This is a genomic window from Ewingella americana ATCC 33852 (genome assembly GCF_000735345.1).
In the GTDB taxonomy this organism is placed as follows: Bacteria; Pseudomonadota; Gammaproteobacteria; order Enterobacterales; family Enterobacteriaceae; genus Ewingella; species Ewingella americana.
Genome location: NZ_JMPJ01000019.1, coordinates 1 through 16548 on the forward strand (window position 1 = coordinate 1; position 16548 = coordinate 16548).

General features: G+C 51.6%; 20 protein-coding genes. 9 read left to right on the forward strand and 11 right to left on the reverse strand.

The features are described 5' to 3' along the window. Window positions 1-310 precede the first annotated feature (310 nt). From yqaB to luxS, 4 genes are all read left to right on the forward strand, one after another. Window positions 311-877: a fructose-1-phosphate/6-phosphogluconate phosphatase gene (gene yqaB, locus GEAM_RS02130; RefSeq protein ID WP_034787645.1), complete on the forward strand. Its 567-nt coding sequence runs from the start codon at window positions 311-313 to the stop codon at window positions 875-877. Beyond that, window positions 874-1302, forward strand: a complete 429-nt coding sequence (locus tag GEAM_RS02135; RefSeq protein ID WP_034787646.1) for a YqaA family protein — start codon at window positions 874-876, stop codon at window positions 1300-1302. The genes yqaB and GEAM_RS02135 overlap by 4 nt, the downstream gene beginning before the upstream one ends. 84 nt (window positions 1303-1386) lie before the next feature. Further along, window positions 1387-2949, forward strand: coding sequence for a glutamate--cysteine ligase (gshA, locus tag GEAM_RS02140; RefSeq protein WP_034787649.1), 1563 nt, complete (start codon window positions 1387-1389; stop codon window positions 2947-2949). Between the two features lie 157 nt (window positions 2950-3106). Continuing rightward, entirely contained in the window at window positions 3107-3622 is a 516-nt protein-coding gene (gene luxS / locus GEAM_RS02145) for an S-ribosylhomocysteine lyase (protein ID WP_034787652.1), read from the forward strand. A gap of 72 nt (window positions 3623-3694) precedes the next feature. Here luxS and GEAM_RS02150 read toward each other — a convergent pair whose 3' ends face one another. Together GEAM_RS02150 and GEAM_RS02155 are read right to left on the reverse strand one after the other, a co-directional pair. Beyond that, window positions 3695-4984, reverse strand: coding sequence for an HlyC/CorC family transporter (locus tag GEAM_RS02150; protein ID WP_034787655.1), 1290 nt, complete (start codon window positions 4982-4984; stop codon window positions 3695-3697). 51 nt (window positions 4985-5035) lie between these two features. Continuing rightward, entirely contained in the window at window positions 5036-5827 is a 792-nt protein-coding gene (locus GEAM_RS02155; protein ID WP_034787659.1) for a cytochrome C assembly family protein, read from the reverse strand. 162 nt (window positions 5828-5989) lie between these two features. Here GEAM_RS02155 and ffh point away from each other — a divergent pair, with 162 nt between their 5' ends. From ffh to rplS, 5 genes are all read left to right on the forward strand, one after another. Further along, window positions 5990-7351, forward strand: coding sequence for a signal recognition particle protein (gene ffh, locus GEAM_RS02160; protein WP_034787663.1), 1362 nt, complete (start codon window positions 5990-5992; stop codon window positions 7349-7351). 179 nt (window positions 7352-7530) lie between these two features. Next, on the forward strand, window positions 7531-7779 hold the full coding sequence (gene rpsP / locus GEAM_RS02165; RefSeq protein ID WP_034787667.1) for a 30S ribosomal protein S16: 249 nt from the start codon (window positions 7531-7533) through the stop codon (window positions 7777-7779). A gap of 18 nt (window positions 7780-7797) precedes the next feature. After that, window positions 7798-8346, forward strand: a complete 549-nt coding sequence (gene rimM / locus GEAM_RS02170) for a ribosome maturation factor RimM (RefSeq protein ID WP_034787669.1) — start codon at window positions 7798-7800, stop codon at window positions 8344-8346. An 82-nt stretch (window positions 8347-8428) separates the two neighbouring features. Beyond that, on the forward strand, window positions 8429-9202 hold the full coding sequence (trmD, locus tag GEAM_RS02175; RefSeq protein ID WP_034787671.1) for a tRNA (guanosine(37)-N1)-methyltransferase TrmD: 774 nt from the start codon (window positions 8429-8431) through the stop codon (window positions 9200-9202). Window positions 9203-9250: 48 nt separating this feature from the next. Continuing rightward, window positions 9251-9598 carry a 50S ribosomal protein L19 gene (rplS, locus tag GEAM_RS02180; protein WP_003849035.1) on the forward strand — a complete coding sequence of 116 codons (348 nt, stop codon included), beginning with the start codon at window positions 9251-9253 and terminating at the stop codon, window positions 9596-9598. A gap of 166 nt (window positions 9599-9764) precedes the next feature. Here the strand turns inward: rplS and GEAM_RS22495 are convergent, their stop codons facing one another. The 9 genes from GEAM_RS22495 to GEAM_RS02225 all read right to left on the reverse strand — a co-directional run bounded on the left by GEAM_RS22495 (window position 9765) and on the right by GEAM_RS02225 (window position 16466). Then, window positions 9765-9956: an ogr/Delta-like zinc finger family protein gene (locus tag GEAM_RS22495; RefSeq protein WP_072009850.1), complete on the reverse strand. Its 192-nt coding sequence runs from the start codon at window positions 9954-9956 to the stop codon at window positions 9765-9767. Window positions 9957-10026: 70 nt separating this feature from the next. Then, entirely contained in the window at window positions 10027-11178 is a 1152-nt protein-coding gene (locus GEAM_RS02190) for a contractile injection system protein, VgrG/Pvc8 family (protein WP_034787690.1), read from the reverse strand. Next, a complete protein-coding gene (locus GEAM_RS02195; RefSeq protein WP_034787692.1) occupies window positions 11175-11654 on the reverse strand; it encodes a phage tail protein in 480 nt (159 codons plus the stop codon). The genes GEAM_RS02190 and GEAM_RS02195 overlap by 4 nt, the downstream gene beginning before the upstream one ends. Continuing rightward, window positions 11651-13540 (reverse strand): phage tail tape measure protein, encoded by a 1890-nt coding sequence (locus GEAM_RS02200; RefSeq protein WP_128124586.1) that lies wholly within the window; start codon window positions 13538-13540, stop codon window positions 11651-11653. Before GEAM_RS02200 ends, GEAM_RS02195 begins: the two co-directional genes overlap by 4 nt. After that, entirely contained in the window at window positions 13533-13655 is a 123-nt protein-coding gene (locus GEAM_RS02205) for a GpE family phage tail protein (protein ID WP_034787693.1), read from the reverse strand. The genes GEAM_RS02200 and GEAM_RS02205 overlap by 8 nt, the downstream gene beginning before the upstream one ends. A gap of 32 nt (window positions 13656-13687) precedes the next feature. After that, the gene (locus tag GEAM_RS02210) at window positions 13688-13975 is read right to left on the reverse strand and encodes a phage tail assembly protein (protein ID WP_034787696.1); all 288 of its coding nucleotides are present in this window, start codon (window positions 13973-13975) and stop codon (window positions 13688-13690) included. 74 nt (window positions 13976-14049) lie between these two features. Further along, window positions 14050-14559, reverse strand: a complete 510-nt coding sequence (locus GEAM_RS02215) for a phage major tail tube protein (RefSeq protein ID WP_034787699.1) — start codon at window positions 14557-14559, stop codon at window positions 14050-14052. 14 nt (window positions 14560-14573) lie between these two features. Then, window positions 14574-15743 carry a phage tail sheath protein gene (locus GEAM_RS02220; RefSeq protein WP_034787700.1) on the reverse strand — a complete coding sequence of 390 codons (1170 nt, stop codon included), beginning with the start codon at window positions 15741-15743 and terminating at the stop codon, window positions 14574-14576. Window positions 15744-15887: 144 nt separating this feature from the next. Further along, window positions 15888-16466, reverse strand: a complete 579-nt coding sequence (locus tag GEAM_RS02225; protein ID WP_034787703.1) for a recombinase family protein — start codon at window positions 16464-16466, stop codon at window positions 15888-15890. Between the last annotated feature and the right edge of the window lie 82 nt (window positions 16467-16548).

The window sequence follows — 16548 nt, forward strand, 5'->3', positions numbered from 1 at the left end:
ATTTTGTGTGTGTTGAAGCGAATATGAACATCATATATTGCACTCGACATGCAAATTGCACGAAGGAAGATAACGTTGCTTTAGCAACGGCCCGCAGGGCGAGGCGCTAGCCGAGTAATCTTCCTGGGTGCACCATATTAGAGAAACCCGCTTCGGCGGGTTTTTTGCTTTTTAGACTCCTTCCTCTCTGTTGCCGTTACCCCACTGATATTGCGGCTTTTCAATCGCGCTCCCTTCCTGACAAAAAGCGACAATCAGCACACTTTGCGCTAAAGTAGTTTCCTGTTTTTATCGCGAGCAGGAGTACAAGATGTACGATCTCTATGACGGTTTGATCTTTGATATGGATGGAACCATATTGGATACAGAACCGACACACCGTCAGGCTTGGCATCAGGTCTTGTCGAAATACGCCATGCGTTATGATTTCGAGCAGATGATTGCCCTCAATGGCTCTCCGACGTGGCGAATCGCGAAATTTATTATCGATGACAATCAGGTCGATATGGATCCACATCACTTGGCTGCCGAGAAAACGGTCGCAGTGCGAGAGATGTTGCTCGATACCGTCCAGCCTCTGCCTCTGATCGAGGTGGTAAAGTCTTATCATGGCCGACGCCCAATGGCAGTGGGAACCGGCAGCGAGCACGACATGGCTGACGCTCTGTTGCGCCACCTTGGCCTGCGCCACTGCTTTGATGCCATCGTCGGCGCCAATGATGTTCAGAACCACAAGCCTGCTCCAGACACCTTCTTACTCTGTGCCCAGCTGATTGGCGTGCCGCCAGAGAAGTGTGTGGTGTTCGAAGATGCAGATTTTGGGATTGAGGCGGCGAAACGCGCCAACATGGCCGTCGTGGATGTCCGCAAACTTTGAGCAGTACGCTGGCACTGATTTCGTTATTCAGTAGCAGCTTTCTCAGCGCAACGCTGTTGCCGGGAAACTCAGAGATTTTATTAGTTGGCCTGCTGACAGCAGGCAGTGCATCGCCACTTTTATTAGTGGTAGCTGCATCTTTTGGCAATACCTTAGGAGGTATTACCAATATCATTATCGGCCGATTGCTGCCTAAGCTTAAACCTCAGCGAGGTTTAGACACTGCGCTGGGTTGGTTGAACCGTTTTGGCCCTGCCGCGCTGCTGCTAAGTTGGCTGCCGGTTGTGGGCGATGTTTTATGTGTGTTGGCTGGCTGGTTGCGTATGCCTTGGGGACCCGTGGTATTTTTCCTATTAATAGGAAAAACAGTGCGTTATGTGGTGTTAACCGCTATTACGCTACAAGGGCTCTCTTGGTGGAATTAGATTGATATCGCTTATCTTAATGGTTACATCTATGCAGATTCAGTATGCTTGCAAATTAATGTCTTCAAATAGCGGGAGGTCAATTTGATCCCGGATGTATCTCAGGCGCTTTCCTGGTTGGAAGCCCATCCTCACGCAGTAAAAGGAATTCGCCGCGGCGTTGAACGCGAAACGCTTCGCGTTAATGCTGATGGCTCGCTGGCGACCACCGGACATCCGGAAACTTTAGGCTCCGCGCTGAAGCATGATTGGATCACCACTGACTTCGCTGAATCTTTGCTGGAGTTCATCACTCCGGTTGACGGTGACATCGATCACCTGCTGACTTTCCTGCGCGATATTCATCGCCACGTGGCTCGTGAGCTAGGTGACGAAAGAATGTGGCCATTTAGCATGCCTTGTTTCGTGGAAGCGGAGCAGGACATCGAGCTGGCGCAGTACGGCTCCTCCAATATTGGTCGGCTGAAAACCCTTTATCGCGAAGGTTTGAAGAATCGTTATGGTGCATTGATGCAGATAATTTCTGGCATCCACTATAATTTTTCTCTGCCGATTGAGTTCTGGCAGGCGCGTTTAGGCATTGCTGATGCTGAAAGCGGCAAAAACGAAATCTCTGCGGCCTATTTCAAGCTGATCCGTAACTACTATCGCTTTGGTTGGGTGATCCCTTATCTGTTTGGCGCTTCGCCGGCTATCTGCTCCTCGTTCATCAAAGGGCGTGAGACTGATTTGCCGTTCGAGTACACAGAATCAGGGATGTGCTACTTGCCGTACGCTACCTCGCTGCGTTTGAGCGATTTAGGCTACACCAATAAGAACCAGAGCAATTTAGGGATTACCTTCAACGACCTTGAGACTTATGTGAAGGGCGTTAAGCAGGCCATTCGCACGCCATCGGCTGAATATGCCGCCATGGGTGTGAAGAAGGACGGTAAATACCTGCAGTTGAACACCAATGTGTTACAGATTGAAAACGAGCTTTATGCTCCGATTCGCCCAAAACGCGTCACGCGTTCAGGGGAAACCCCTTCTGATGCTCTGATGCGCAGCGGGATTGAGTACATTGAGGTGCGTTCGCTGGATGTTAATCCATTCTCGCCAATCGGCATCGACGCCTCTCAGGCGCGTTTCCTCGATCTGTTTTTGATATGGTGTGCTTTGGCCGATGCGCCAGAGATGAGCAGCGACGAACTGCTGTGTACTCGCCAGAACTGGAATCGCGTCATTCTGGAAGGCCGTAAGCCGGGGCAGACAATTGGCATGGGTTGCGACGATGCGCGCAAACCGCTGGCCGAAGTGGGTAAGGCGCTGTTTGCCGACCTGCGCCGCGTGGCGGAAGTTCTGGATAGCCAGAATGGCAACCACGAGTATCAGGACGTGTGCAGTCAATTGGTGGTAGGGTTTGATGACCCGGATCAGACTTACTCAGCGCGCATACTGCGTGAGATTAAGGCGGCTGGAAAGGGCAGTCTTGGTCTGGAGTGGGCTGATAAGTATCGCCAAATGCTGTTGCAGGAGCCGTTAGAGATCCTGACACCTGAAGCGCTCGCGGCTGAATGTGCTGCATCATGGCAGAGACAGCGTGACCTTGAGGCGAATGATAAACTAAGCTTTGAAGAGTATCTGGCTGCGTTAGCGGCTGGCTAAAAAAGAAAAGGCCACAATCAATGTGGCCAAACAAACATCTCTGTTTACAGGGATGATGATAACAAATGCGCGTCTTTCAAATAATCAGACCCGCATTATGGGAAAAGGTTTCCTGAGTTCGATAAAAAACATTTTTTTCTTTAGGAGAGGTGACGATATGCCACTGTTGGATAGCTTTACCGTAGACCATACCCGTATGGCAGCACCTGCCGTTCGCGTCGCGAAAACCATGAAAACTCCACACGGAGACACCATTACAGTATTCGACCTGCGCTTCTGCCGTCCGAATATCGAAGTGATGCCTGAGCGTGGTATCCACACACTGGAACACCTGTTCGCAGGCTTCATGCGTAACCATCTCAATGGTAACGGTGTTGAAATCATTGATATTTCACCAATGGGCTGCCGTACAGGTTTCTACATGAGCCTGATTGGCGTACCTACTGAGAAGCTGGTTGCTGACTCATGGAAAGCCGCGATGGCTGACGTGCTGAAAGTAACTGACCAGCGTAAAATCCCTGAGCTGAACGAGTATCAGTGCGGGACTTACGAAATGCATTCTCTGAAAGAAGCGCAAGAAATTGCTCAGCACATTCTGGACCACGACGTGGTAGTTAACCACAACGATGATCTGGCTCTGCCGAAAGAGAAGCTGACTGAACTGCACATCTAGTTTGATGTAGAACTTCAGAGCACAAAAAAAGACGCGATTTCGCGTCTTTTTCTTTGCAGTTAATTCAGCGAGTTAGTGCCGATTTACCGAGGTTTGCAGCGACTGCATCGGCCGGACCTGAACCTGTTTAATCATATTGTCCTGCACCGCCAGAATCTCTACCTCGTAATTCTCAATGCGTAAGTGGGCGCCCACTTTCGGAATTTCTTCCAGCACTTCAAGCAGCATGCCGTTCATAGTGCGCGGGCCATCTTCCGGCAATGCCCAGTTGAAGGCTTTATTCAATTCACGCACGTTGGCGCTGCCTTCAATCACCACGGAGCCATCACTCTGCGGCGTGACTTCTTCCGCGAGGGTCGGTGACATGGAGGTAGTAAAGTCGCCGACAATCTCTTCCAGAATGTCTTCCACCGTCACCAGACCTTGGATGTCGCCATATTCGTCGACCACGATGCCCACTTTCTTCTTGTTGCGCTGGAATTTCACGAGCTGAATATTGAGCGGCGTGCCTTCTGGAATGAAGTAGATTTCGTCCGCGGCGCGCAGCAGATTCTCTTTGGTGAACTCTTTTTTCTCGGTCATCAGGCGATAAGCTTCGCGTAGGCGCAGCATGCCAATGGCGTCATCCAGGGAGTTGCGGTACAGCACGATGCGGCCGTGAGGGGAGTGGGTCAGCTGGCGAATGATCGACTTCCAGTCATCATTGATGTCGATACCGACAATCTCATTGCGCGGCACCATGATGTCGTCCACGGTGACTTTTTCCAGATCCAGCACCGAAAGCAGCATGTCCTGATTACGGCGAGAAATTTGCGAGCGTGACTCATTCACGATGGTACGCAGCTCTTCTTTACTTACCGCGTCACTGATACCCACATTGGTTTTCACGCCGAACATGCGCATCAAAAGGCGCGACAGGCTGTTGAGGATCCACACCAGCGGCATCATGATGGTTTGCAGCGGGCGCAGCAGCAGGCTGCTTGGGAAGGCGATACGCTCCGGGTTTAACGCCGCGAAAGTCTTCGGCAGCACTTCGGCAAACAGCAGCACCACAAAGGTCAGAATACCGGTCGCAATCGCCACCCCGGCGTCGCCATACAGGCGGATACCCACAATTGTTGCCAGTGCAGAAGCAAGGATATTGACCAAGTTGTTGCCGATAAGCACGAGGCTTATCAGTTGGTCCGGGCGCTTAAGAAGTTTTTCCACACGGCGGGCACCGCGATTGCCCTGCTTGGCAAGGTGGCGTAACCGATAGCGGTTGAGAGTCATCATGCCGGTCTCGGAGGCAGAAAAATAAGCCGAAACCACTACCATAATGATCAGCGTGATAATGAGGGTAGTTGTCGAGACGTGCTCCAACGGGAAATTCCTTCTTTATGAGATAGATGGCGATGTATTAGCCAAAGTTTATTAGTGAGTCATGAACTGCTGAATCATGCGGCTGCCAAAATAGGCCAGCGTCAACAACACCGCCCCTACCATGCTAAACCACACCACGCGACGACCGCGCCAACCTTCATGATAGTGCCCCCACAGTAAAACGATATAGACAAACCATGCGAGAATCGACAAAACCGCCTTGTCGATGTTTTCGCGGCTGAACAAATTGTCCATATAAAGCAGGCCAGTGCACAACGTCAGGGTTAGCAAAATCACCCCAACTTGGGTGATATGGAACAGCTTACGCTCAATGGTCATCAGCGGCGGCATATCCGCCGTGAACGACAGTCGCTTGTTCTTCAACTGGTAATCCAGCCACGCCAGTTGCAGCGCGTAGAGCGCGGCGATAATTAAGGTGGCGTAAGAGAACAGGGCCAGCCCAATATGCACCAGCAGCCCTTTGCTCTCTTCCAAATGGGTGATGAATTCGCCCGGCAAGAAGGTCACAAAGGCCAGATTGATCAGCGCAAAGCTGTAAACAATGGGTAAAATAAACCAGCCACGGTTGCGCGAAGCGACGATGGTCATTACCGTACAGATGATCAGACTGATGACCGAGCCGATATTCACCAAGCTTAGGTTCTGACCCGTACTGACATCGAAGATGCGTTGCTGGAGCGCCACCGCGTGGCAAACCAGCGCGACGATCACTGAAATCAATGCTAAACGCCGATAAGCACTTTTGTTCCTGATAATACTTGGAACGATCAGGGCAAGGCTGAGCAGATAGGCCAACATGGCGATAAGTGCAAAAACTGACATAGCGTTCGTTAGCACCAAAAATGAATGAGACTGACAGTATAACGTTACGCACGTCACGCTCCAACCTATCTGAGACGCCAAAGCAGAGATCGTCAACGCTTCGTGTTATAATCCCGCAATTGTGTCGCCAAGGCGGCCTGTCATTACGTTGAGCAAGAGACGATGTTTGAGAATTTAAGCGATCGATTGTCGCGCACACTGCGCAATATCAGCGGCCGTGGGCGGCTGACCGAAGAGAACATTAAAGAAACGCTGCGTGAAGTTCGCATGGCGCTGCTTGAGGCGGACGTTGCTCTGCCGGTGGTGCGTGACTTCATTAACCGGGTGAAAGAGAGCGCCGTTGGCCATGAAGTCAACAAGAGCCTCACGCCGGGTCAGGAATTTGTCAAGATTGTCCAGAAAGAGCTGGAAACAGCCATGGGCGAGGCGAACTCCGAGCTGAACCTCGCCGCGCAGCCGCCAGCTGTGGTGCTGATGGCGGGCCTGCAAGGTGCCGGTAAAACCACCAGTGTGGGTAAGCTGGCAAAATTCCTTAAAGAGAAGAAAAAGAAAAAAGTGCTGGTTGTCTCTGCCGACGTTTACCGTCCGGCGGCAATCAAGCAGTTGGAAACGCTGGCTGAACAAGTCGGCGTGGATTTCTTTGCTTCTGACGCGCAAGAGAAGCCGGTTGATATCGTTAACCGCGCGCTGCAACAAGCCAAACTCAAATTCTATGATGTCCTGATTGTCGATACCGCCGGCCGTTTACACGTCGACGAAGCGATGATGGAAGAGATCAAACTGGTTCACGCGGCGATTAAGCCGGTTGAAACCCTGTTTGTGGTCGACGCCATGACTGGTCAGGATGCGGCGAACACCGCCAAAGCCTTTAACGAAGCTCTGCCATTAACCGGCGTTATCCTGACGAAAGTCGATGGTGATGCCCGTGGCGGTGCCGCGCTGTCTATCCGCCACATCACCGGCAAGCCGATTAAATTCCTCGGTATGGGTGAGAAAACCGACGCGCTCGAGCCTTTCCACCCGGATCGCGTGGCTTCACGTATTCTGGGCATGGGCGACGTTCTGTCGCTTATCGAAGATATTGAGAGCAAAGTTGACCGCGCGCAGGCTGAGAAGCTGGCGAGCAAGCTGAAGAAGGGCGACGGCTTTGATTTGACCGACTTCCTCGACCAACTCAAGCAAATGCGCAACATGGGGGGCATGGCCAACATGATGAGCAAACTGCCGGGCGTGGGTCAGCTGCCGGACAACGTTAAGTCGCAGATGGACGATAAAGTGCTGGTTCGCATGGAAGCTATCATCAACTCGATGACGCTGAAAGAGCGCGCCAAGCCTGAAATCATTAAAGGTTCCCGTAAGCGCCGTATCGCGCTGGGTTCCGGTATGCAGGTTCAAGATGTAAACCGCTTACTCAAACAATTCGATGACATGCAACGCATGATGAAGAAGATGAAGAAAGGCGGCATGGCTAAAATGATGCGTGGCATGAAAGGTATGATGCCACCGGGTTTCCCAGGCCGTTAATCAACATAACTGGCTAGTTTTCTAGCCAGTTACCTCACTCAGGCAAATAGCGTCGGGGTTAATCTACGCTTTCGATTGCTTTTTGCGCCAAAATGAGTATAATTTTCGGGCTTTTTATATTGCAACCAGACCCCGTTCCCCGATGGGGTCTGGTTGTTTTATTAACTAAAGAGGATGTTATGGTAACAATTCGTTTAGCACGTGGCGGCGCAAAAAAGCGTCCGTTCTATCAAGTAGTAGTGACCGACAGCCGCAACGCTCGTGATGGTCGTTTCATCGAGCGCGTAGGTTTCTTCAACCCATTGGCTTCTGGCCAGGCTGAAGCACTGCGTCTGGACCTGGATCGTATTGCCCACTGGCAAGAACTGGGTGCAACCGTTTCTGATCGCGTTCACGCGCTGATCAAAGACGCTAAGAAAGCGGCTTAATCTGTCGCGGTGGTAACAATGAGCAAACAACTCAATCCAGTGACGCCCGCTGAGCCGATAGTTCTCGGCAAAATGGGGTCAACGTACGGCATTCGCGGTTGGCTCAGAGTGTTTTCATCCACCGAAGACGCCGAAAGCATCTTCGAATACCAACCGTGGTTTATCCAACGGGGTGGTCAGTGGCAAGTTATCGAGCTGGAAGGCTGGAAACGCCACACTCAGGATCTGATTATCAAAGTCAAAGGCGTTGATGATCGCGATGCTGCGAATCTTCTGACTAATTGCGAAATTATCGTCGATTCAAAGCAGCTTCCACCACTGGAAGAGGGTGACTACTACTGGAAAGACCTTTTTGGTTGCCAGGTAGTGACAACTTCCGGTTACGAGCTGGGCAAAGTCATCGATATGATGGAAACCGGTTCTAACGATGTGATGGTTGTTAAAGCAAACCTGAAGGATGCATTCGGAATCAAGGAGCGGTTGATTCCGTTCCTCGATGGGCAGGTTATCAAGAAAGTCGATCTCACTACTCAAAGTATTGAAGTAGATTGGGATCCTGGTTTTTGACCTCCGTAGCTTTTACTGACGTATTTTGTACTGAAGTAGCTAAAGGCAGGTTGGGTGGACAATCGTTTGAAGGGAGTGGGCTATGTGGATCGGTATAATTAGCCTGTTTCCTGAGATGTTCCGCGCAATTACCGATTACGGGGTAACTGGCCGGGCTGTAAAGAATGGCCTGTTGAGCGTAAATTGCTGGAGTCCTCGTGACTTCGCATACGATCGACATCGTACCGTGGATGAGCGGCCTTACGGCGGCGGTCCCGGAATGCTGATGATGGTGCAACCCTTGCGGGAAGCGATCCACGCAGCTAAAGCGGCGGCAGGCGAAGGTGTGAAAGTGATTTATCTTTCACCTCAGGGTCGCAAACTGGATCAAACCGGTGTTTGCGAACTGGCGGCCCACCAGAAAATTATTCTGGTTTGTGGGCGCTATGAAGGGATTGATGAGCGCGTGATCAAAACCGAAATTGACGAAGAATGGTCAATTGGCGATTACGTTCTCAGTGGTGGAGAAATACCGGCAATGACGCTGATTGATTCAGTCTCCCGCTTTATACCGGGCGTCTTGGGTCGTCAGGCCTCAGCAGAGGAAGATTCTTTTGCGGATGGTTTGCTGGATTGCCCTCACTACACCCGCCCTGAAGTGTTAGAAGGCATGGAGGTACCGCCAGTTCTGCTGTCGGGAAATCATGCTGATATACGTCGCTGGCGCCTGAAACAGTCGCTGGGTCGAACCTGGCTTAGAAGACCTGAACTTCTAGAAAACCTAGCTCTGACTGACGAGCAAGAGGTGTTGCTGAGAGAGTTCCAAAAGGAACATCGACTCAGTCAACAAGACTATGAAGGGAACGCTCAAGCTTAGCGCTGAGCCCTCCCGATATATCAGTTTACCTAGGGTAAGAGACATATTATGAGCAATATCATTAAACAAATCGAACAAGAGCAGATGAAGCAAGACGTACCTTCATTCCGTCCGGGTGATTCCGTGGAAGTTAAGGTATGGGTCGTTGAAGGTTCTAAAAAGCGTCTGCAGGCATTCGAGGGCGTGGTTATCGCTATCCGTAACCGCGGTCTGCACTCTGCATTCACTGTTCGCAAAATTTCTAACGGCGAAGGTGTTGAGCGTGTATTCCAAACTCACTCCCCAGTAATCGACAGCATTGCTGTTAAACGTCGTGGTGCCGTTCGTAAAGCTAAACTGTACTACCTGCGTGAGCGTACTGGTAAGTCAGCTCGTATCAAAGAGCGTCTTAACTAAGGTATCGCTAACGCGACATCTAATAGTTAATATAGAACAAGGGGTTAGCCATAGGCTAACCCCTTTTTTGTATTCAGTGACTACAAATTGACTACACAAAAAAGCCTGCGGGGGAGCAGGCAAAGGGAGGAGCAAAAATAGAGGGTGTTGTCGGTACTGAAGAAGCTTAAACTGCGCGCATTCCAGCTTGCAAATTCACACCCGGCTTGGAGATAACCCGAGCCACGGATTCATGAGTTGCAAAGGTGCAGCTGCATTCAATGTTCTGGCACTGATGATAACGTTCTTTGGTAGATTCACTGAGATAGCGGCTCGAGCGGGTATGAGCGACTTTTCCGCAAAGTGGGCAATGCATCATAAAAACCTCCAGCGTTTAGGTAAGCGGTGTAGTGATTATGAAACATGAATCTCGCAAAAGCAAGTTTATATTATATTGAAGTGGCTTGGTAAGTAATATCCTCAACATACACCTTCAATTTCAAGGTGGTGACGAACCCCTGCCCAGCAACATCATGAACCACGGAATCGATGATCCAGCGCTGCTGGTCAATCACGTCTTTAAAGCCACTGACAGTCACGGGAGTTTGCGCGAACAGGTCAGCCCTGCCTAAGGCCAAAGTAATGTCGAAGGTGGCAGCGTCATATTGGATCTGCTTAAAAATCGCATCAGCCGCGCGAGTAGCAGACTCCTCATCGGGATAAATTTTATTCAGCTCTAGTACTTTCTCATTGGAGCCAGAGATGTAACTCTCCTCCTTGGCGCTCCCCGCAGCACTTGGCGATGCCGGCGTTTTAGCATTAGGATGCGACACCTTAGCACTGCTATTTGCCTTCTCGGTTCGCTGCACGCCGACCTTATTGGATTGCCCCTTTTTCACATCATGCCATTTTGCTTTTACGCCGCTGTAGGTCAGCACGTCGGATAAATTAAATGAATGCGTGTCACCGTCCGAACGTTCAATTGTCATCCATGGGAGAGCTTTACCCGAACCCGTGATGCCATACCCCGGCTTGATAAAGATAATTTGGCCGTACTTTACCGTAGCCTGAGCGCCGTACATTTGCGCCAGCCGCATAAGGAAGAAGGCATCGGTTTCGCCAGTCTGGTCAATATGAGCAATTTTTATTGCCGCCATTTCCGGCAATAAGTTTGCCGGAGGTAGCTTATTACGGCGAGATATCAGATTAACGATCGCACCCAGAGTGGTTTCATCGTAAGAATAACTCCCCTGAGTGTTCATTGATTCGCGCAAGTCGGCACTTCTTGCTGTGACAACCAGCTGGTCCGGTGCTCCTTTGTGTATCACGGTATCTACCACGAAGCGGCCACAGCCAATCAGGTTTTGACCTGCCCAGCCCAGACTTAAGCTCAAAACAGTACCTCGCTCGGGCATTTGGAACGCGCCATCGCTATCATCAAAAGTGATGATTAACATATCAGCGGCAAAACCGCTGTTGTCGGTCATTTTCAATGACATCACACGCTCGCTGACGTTTCTTTCTAAAGCTTTATCTTCCACGCTCAGCATGAAGTCAGGCATGATTTTCGCCCCAGCGGGCAATTGTAGCTGGGTTATCATAGGCTTACTCCATTAGGAAAGAGTTGTTTTACGGTGTTACTTGCCTTGTTATACAACCCCTTTGCTTGCTCCTGTAGATCACCAAACATGGCTGCATAGGACTCATCGACGCGTTTAAGCGTCAGTTCAAAGCTGATATTACGCGCCCGGCCATCGGTGTTTAGCTGTGAGTTGGTGTGATTAAAGCTTTGAACCACAAACATGCCATAAATGGTGCCGCTACCTTCAATTAGCGGCCAAGCTCGCCCCGAGTCCGCCATACTTTCAAACACTTGCAGGTAGGTTTGGCCTCCGGTGACTTCCGGCAAGAGCTGACCGGTGAGGGTGATAGTTTCGGTACCCAAGCCAAGGTATTGAGTGATCGGGCGTTGTCCAACGCGCTTGTTTTCCACCCAGCCGTAGCCGACATCTCTTTTCAAAGTCTGATAGGGTAAGGTTCTGAGTTTGAAGACAAATAAACCTAGCGTCATCATCATGAGTACATACCTCCATAGCCAAATTGGCCAAGCCGGTCGTTGGTTTTATTCCATTCGCGCTGATTTGTTGCCTCGTTGAACCAACCAATAAATTGGTCTTTATCAGCACCGTTAGTTGCGCTGTAACTTAAGTTAACCGTGGTGGAACGGTTGTCAGTTAATGAGTTTGAGGTATTCGTTCTCGCGGGCTGATACAGGTTGAGGGCACTGCCGCTAGGAGGCGCGCTGTCGCCAAATGACGGTGCATTTGGCTCGGCAGAGTCACTGTTTGATGACTCCTTGTCATCGGACTTATCCAAGCCAAAAATTGAATCTATTCCCTTACGGAGCCAGCTAAGTCCTGCACCAATCTGTGAGAAGGCCTCGTTTAGATCGACAAACAGTTGTGCAATGGCAGCCCCCACTTTTTTGCCAACATCTCCTACGCCATTCAGTGTTTCTTGGGTAAATTCGATGGGCTTAAACAGGTCGGTTATCCAACCCAAGGCGGCTTTGAAGGGAGCGAAAGCATCACTGACCGGGCCCATAGCGGCAGTAAAACCTTCAATAACACCGCCAACAAAGGCTTTGATCGGCTCCCATAGCTGCGCTACCACAATGGCGATACCGGCAATAATGGCGATAAGCGCCACGACCGGGCCGCCTACTGCGGCAAAGGCTCCGGCCATAATGCCGCCCGCGCCGCTAAACACCGTCCCCAACAACCCGGCGCCTGCCATCAGCATATTTACGCCACTCAGCACCGGCGCGATAACGCCGCCTAAGAAGCCCAGCCCGCTAATCAAGCCGGTGACGCCTAAAGCCAAGCCGAGCAGAGCATTCACCATCTGCGGGTTATCGGTTATCCAAGTGTTGAGGGTGTTCAGCCAGCCGGTGGCGGTCTGGGTCAGCTGACGCAGTGCATCGCTTTGGCCTGCGAACAGGTTGATGCGGATGGTGTCCCAGCTGGCGAACAGCTTGGTGATATCGCCATCGAGATTGTCGCCTTTGACCGTGACGGCCATTTGTTCTGCTGGCGTTGCGCCGTTCAGCGCCGCCGGAGTCTGTGCCAACACCTGATCGGCACTCATGCCGCCTTTAGCCAGCGCTTTTTGCTTCGCCACGACTTCGGAAGGAGCATGGCCAGAAGCCGCCATCGACAAACTCTGCTGGCGAAGCGCGGCCGTGCGCGGATCGCCATTATTCAGGTGCAGCATGGCTTGCACCTCAGATAGCCCCGCCTCTAAATCGGCGCCGGGCTTGAGCAGGCTTTTTGCCAACTCGAGTTTGGGCTGCGCGAAAGCCTTGGCTGAAGCACTGACGTCTTTAAGCTGAGAAACACTCTGTTGGCGGCTTTTATACTTTTGCCCAATCAGATTGCCTTTGAGTTCCAGCGATTGCTGGCGATTGGCTGCCGTCGTCTGGATTTGGTCTTGGACACGCAGTTTTTCCGCCGGAATATCATTGGTATTTATCCCTTTGGCGCGCAGTGACTCAGTTTGTTTGCTGGCTGATTTACTTAAATTCTCATGCTTTTTAAATTGCTTAGCGCTGAGGTTCCGCGCTTCTTGCAGAATCTGCAACTGTTCGGCTGAGTGGTTTTCAGGTGCAGACAGATGAATATCTGCCTCTAGCGTTACAACGCGAGCCTTAGCACTATCCAGACGTTTACGGCTCAGCTGCATTTTGTCCTGTGTCGACTCCAGCTTATTGATCGCTTTACTCTGCTGGTTGAACGAACTTAACTCCTGACTTGCCTCGCGAATGTCATTGGTGACCATGCTGAACAAGGTCATTGGAGGCGGGGTCCTAAGGCGCGCCCACACGTCGGCACTTGCCTGCGCTAATGACGACATTTCTTGCCTGATCCGCCCCAGCGTCTCGGGCATTTGCTCAAGATTACTCATCAGTTTTTACTCCGCTGCGTTGCAACGCCTTATATCGCCAGTTCATCAGTTCGGTTAGCGACATGCCGTCCATCTCGGACGGCGGCCAATGAAAAATCACCGCGATATCTGCCATCAGATCATCCACGGTCAGGCGGGGGGATATCTCTACCCGTCCTGTTTCGGCGATAAAAAACCAATCACCTTGCCAGCCAGCGCAATCAGGTCCGGTAGCTCCAGACGCGAGCACTCTTCTTTGGTCAGGTTCGGGTAGGTGATGCGGGGAAGAATGGTGATCAGCGCGTCAACGTCGGCATTCGCCAGCGCCGCCAGCCCGATGCCGCGTAGGCTGCCCGCATTGGGTTTGGTCACCTGAATTTCACTAATTTCTACGTCACCGCGCTTTAGCGGGACATCAAGAACGACGGTGTTGTCGTGGTTTTCAACTGAGCTCATGAGATTTCCTCGATGCGATATTGGGAACGAATGAAAAAGAAGCCGGCAATTGCTGCCGGCTAGAAAGCAGGGGGTTACAGGCCGAGCGCCGAGCGATGCTCTGCCAGACGGTCAACGCCGTTGACGATTTCGACCATGTTGACGGTGTCGACTTCAATTAACTCTTTGCCATCGATAGTCAGCTTGAAGTAAGTACACTGGGTCGAGATCTTGGTTTCAGTGTCTTCGCCTTGCTTGTACTCGCCGAAATCGAACTCTTTATGGCGGCCGCGCATCACCACTTCAACGGCGGAGATATCGCCGGTGTCGTCACGCTGGAATGAGCCGGCAAAGCGCAGAGGGATATCCGCCGTGCTGCCCCACTGCTGCAACACCAGTTCGTCCATGCCGCCGATGGTCCATTCCAGCGCCAGCGCGTCGTCGTCCAAGCCGAAGTCCACGGAGACCGAGCCGCTCATGCCGCCGCCGCGGTAGTTTTCCAGCTTGCGAGTCAGTTTTGGCAGAGTCAGCGAGGAGACCACGCCGAGGTAGCTGTTCCCGTCATTGAACAGGTTCAGGTATTTCAGTTTCTTAGGGAGTGCCATGAGTCAAATTCTCCTTAGCTGTTCACGGAGGCGGCAAAGTTCACCAGATATTTATCGGTGATGCGTTGGCGCAGGGTCAGATCTTCCAGTGGTGGAACCGGCGTGTAGTCGTAATCGATGAACAACTTGCCCGCTTTCAGCGTCTCAGGCGTGTTGGCCGATTCGTCATACCAGCAGTTGCCATCAATGATGTAACCCGCGGATTTCATCTCGCGCATTTTGGCTTTGATGCCGTCAATCATGTCGCGGATCAGGGAAGGCGTGAGTGGCTTATCGACTGCCCACATGTGCGCTTCGGCCATGGTGTCAGCCAGAACTTGTGCTGTGCGGGTGTAGTTTTCAAAGGCGAAAAGTGGGTCGTCGCTACAGGTGCGGTTGCCCCAAAAACGGAAACCATCTTTGCGCACCAACGTGGTAACGCTGGCTTCGTTAAGCAGGTCTGCATCGGTGCCGGTGGCTTGCAAGTCCCAGAACACGCTGGCGGACAGGCCAGTTACGCCGTTGACGCCGACGTTGGACAGGGTTTTATGCCAGCCAGTTTCCTGGTCGATTTTGGCACGCAGGCCCAGCGCACGCGCTGAAGCATAAGCAATATCAGACTGGCTGGTCGTGGTGTTCCAGTTAACGAAATCAGGCCAGATCAGCATCAGTTCACGCTGGCTGAAGTTTTCGCGGTACTTGATGGCGTCAGAAATGGTTTTCGCACCATAAACGCTGACATAGCCGAAAGCGCGCAGCTGTTGGCAAACTGCCGCCAGCGCCGTTGCGACGGCTTGGTTGTCGTGTCCCGGTACGCCAAGAATGCGCGGTTTAACGCCCAGCTCAGCCTGTGCAGAAAGCAGGGCTTTCATGCCGGTGTAACGACCGTTGGCATCAGAACCGCCGATGATATTGGTGGTCGTCGCTGCCTCATCTTCGCCTTCAGCAACACGCACGACCACTGTTACTGGCTTACATTGGTCAGCGATTGCCAACAATGCCGGGCCGAGCGTACCGGTTTTGCCCGCCTTGCCGCTAGCAGCCAGCACGTCAGTGATCAGCACAGGAGTGTTGAGTGGGAACAGGGTTTTGTCCGCGTCTTCGGCAGTACAAACTAAGCCGATAACAGCGGTTGAAACAGTAGAAATAACGCGTGTACCGTCGTTGATTTCAACAACACGTACGCCGTGGTGATAATCAGCCATCGGGTTGACTCTCTCTTTTGTGGGTGGTGAAGCAAGGATGCCGTCAAAGAGAGAAGCCTGCACTCGATGGCAGGCGTGGGGGGAATGGCACAACAGGGCGGGGGCTAAAAGTGAAAAAAATGGTGTTGATTGAGCTTTTACAAACTATTGGAGCCTTGCCCGAAGCGCCTGTTGCTCGGTTGCCGGCACATATTTGTAAAGTGTCTTAGGAGAGACATCCAAGGCCAGAGCAATGCGCTGCAAGCTTTCACCATTGGCAAACAATCGCTTCGCTTGCTCGACCACTGATTCAGTCATTAGGCGTTTGCGCCCGCCAATTCGACCTTGAGCACGTGCCGCTGCCAGACCGGCCATGGTGCGCTCAACGATAAGCTCTCTTTCCATTTCGGCCAGCGCGCTCATGACGTGAAAAAAGAAGCGCCCCATAGCCGTGCCGGTGTCTATGCTGTCCGTCAGGCTTCGAAAATGAATGCCTTTAGTTTTCAGCTCTTCAACCAATGTAATGAGATGGCGAACGCTACGACCTAATCTATCCAGTTTCCACACAACCAGCGTGTCGCCAGCGCGCATATGGCGGATAGCTTTCTTTAAACCCGGTCGTTCGGTAGATTTCCCGCTTATTTTGTCATCAAAAATCTGCTCACAACCTGCACCGATCAGTGCCTGACGTTGCAAATCGGTATTTTGGTCATTTGTTGATACGCGAATGTAGCCAATTAGCATGCTGATTTCCCCAATTCAAAAGGGATAGTGTGCCACGCAGGCTGGAGAGATTCTGTACGAAAGCGTCTGGAAGATTTCTCGT

Bases quoted from the DNA above. Each gene is read 5' to 3' on its own strand.
- yqaB (WP_034787645.1), top strand. From the start codon at position 311: ATGTACGATCTCTATGACGGTTTGATCTTTGATATGGATGGAACCATA.
- luxS (WP_034787652.1), top strand. From the start codon at position 3,107: ATGCCACTGTTGGATAGCTTTACCGTAGACCATACCCGTATGGCAGCA.
- GEAM_RS02155 (WP_034787659.1), bottom strand. From the start codon at position 5,827: ATGTCAGTTTTTGCACTTATCGCCATGTTGGCCTATCTGCTCAGCCTT.
- ffh (WP_034787663.1), top strand. From the start codon at position 5,990: ATGTTTGAGAATTTAAGCGATCGATTGTCGCGCACACTGCGCAATATC.
- rpsP (WP_034787667.1), top strand. From the start codon at position 7,531: ATGGTAACAATTCGTTTAGCACGTGGCGGCGCAAAAAAGCGTCCGTTC.
- rimM (WP_034787669.1), top strand. From the start codon at position 7,798: ATGAGCAAACAACTCAATCCAGTGACGCCCGCTGAGCCGATAGTTCTC.
- trmD (WP_034787671.1), top strand. From the start codon at position 8,429: ATGTGGATCGGTATAATTAGCCTGTTTCCTGAGATGTTCCGCGCAATT.
- rplS (WP_003849035.1), top strand. From the start codon at position 9,251: ATGAGCAATATCATTAAACAAATCGAACAAGAGCAGATGAAGCAAGAC.
- GEAM_RS22495 (WP_072009850.1), bottom strand. From the start codon at position 9,956: ATGATGCATTGCCCACTTTGCGGAAAAGTCGCTCATACCCGCTCGAGC.
- GEAM_RS02190 (WP_034787690.1), bottom strand. From the start codon at position 11,178: ATGATAACCCAGCTACAATTGCCCGCTGGGGCGAAAATCATGCCTGAC.
- GEAM_RS02195 (WP_034787692.1), bottom strand. From the start codon at position 11,654: ATGATGATGACGCTAGGTTTATTTGTCTTCAAACTCAGAACCTTACCC.
- GEAM_RS02200 (WP_128124586.1), bottom strand. From the start codon at position 13,540: ATGAGTAATCTTGAGCAAATGCCCGAGACGCTGGGGCGGATCAGGCAA.
- GEAM_RS02205 (WP_034787693.1), bottom strand. From the start codon at position 13,655: ATGGCAGATATCGCGGTGATTTTTCATTGGCCGCCGTCCGAGATGGAC.
- GEAM_RS02210 (WP_034787696.1), bottom strand. From the start codon at position 13,975: ATGAGCTCAGTTGAAAACCACGACAACACCGTCGTTCTTGATGTCCCG.
- GEAM_RS02215 (WP_034787699.1), bottom strand. From the start codon at position 14,559: ATGGCACTCCCTAAGAAACTGAAATACCTGAACCTGTTCAATGACGGG.
- GEAM_RS02220 (WP_034787700.1), bottom strand. From the start codon at position 15,743: ATGGCTGATTATCACCACGGCGTACGTGTTGTTGAAATCAACGACGGT.
- GEAM_RS02225 (WP_034787703.1), bottom strand. From the start codon at position 16,466: ATGCTAATTGGCTACATTCGCGTATCAACAAATGACCAAAATACCGAT.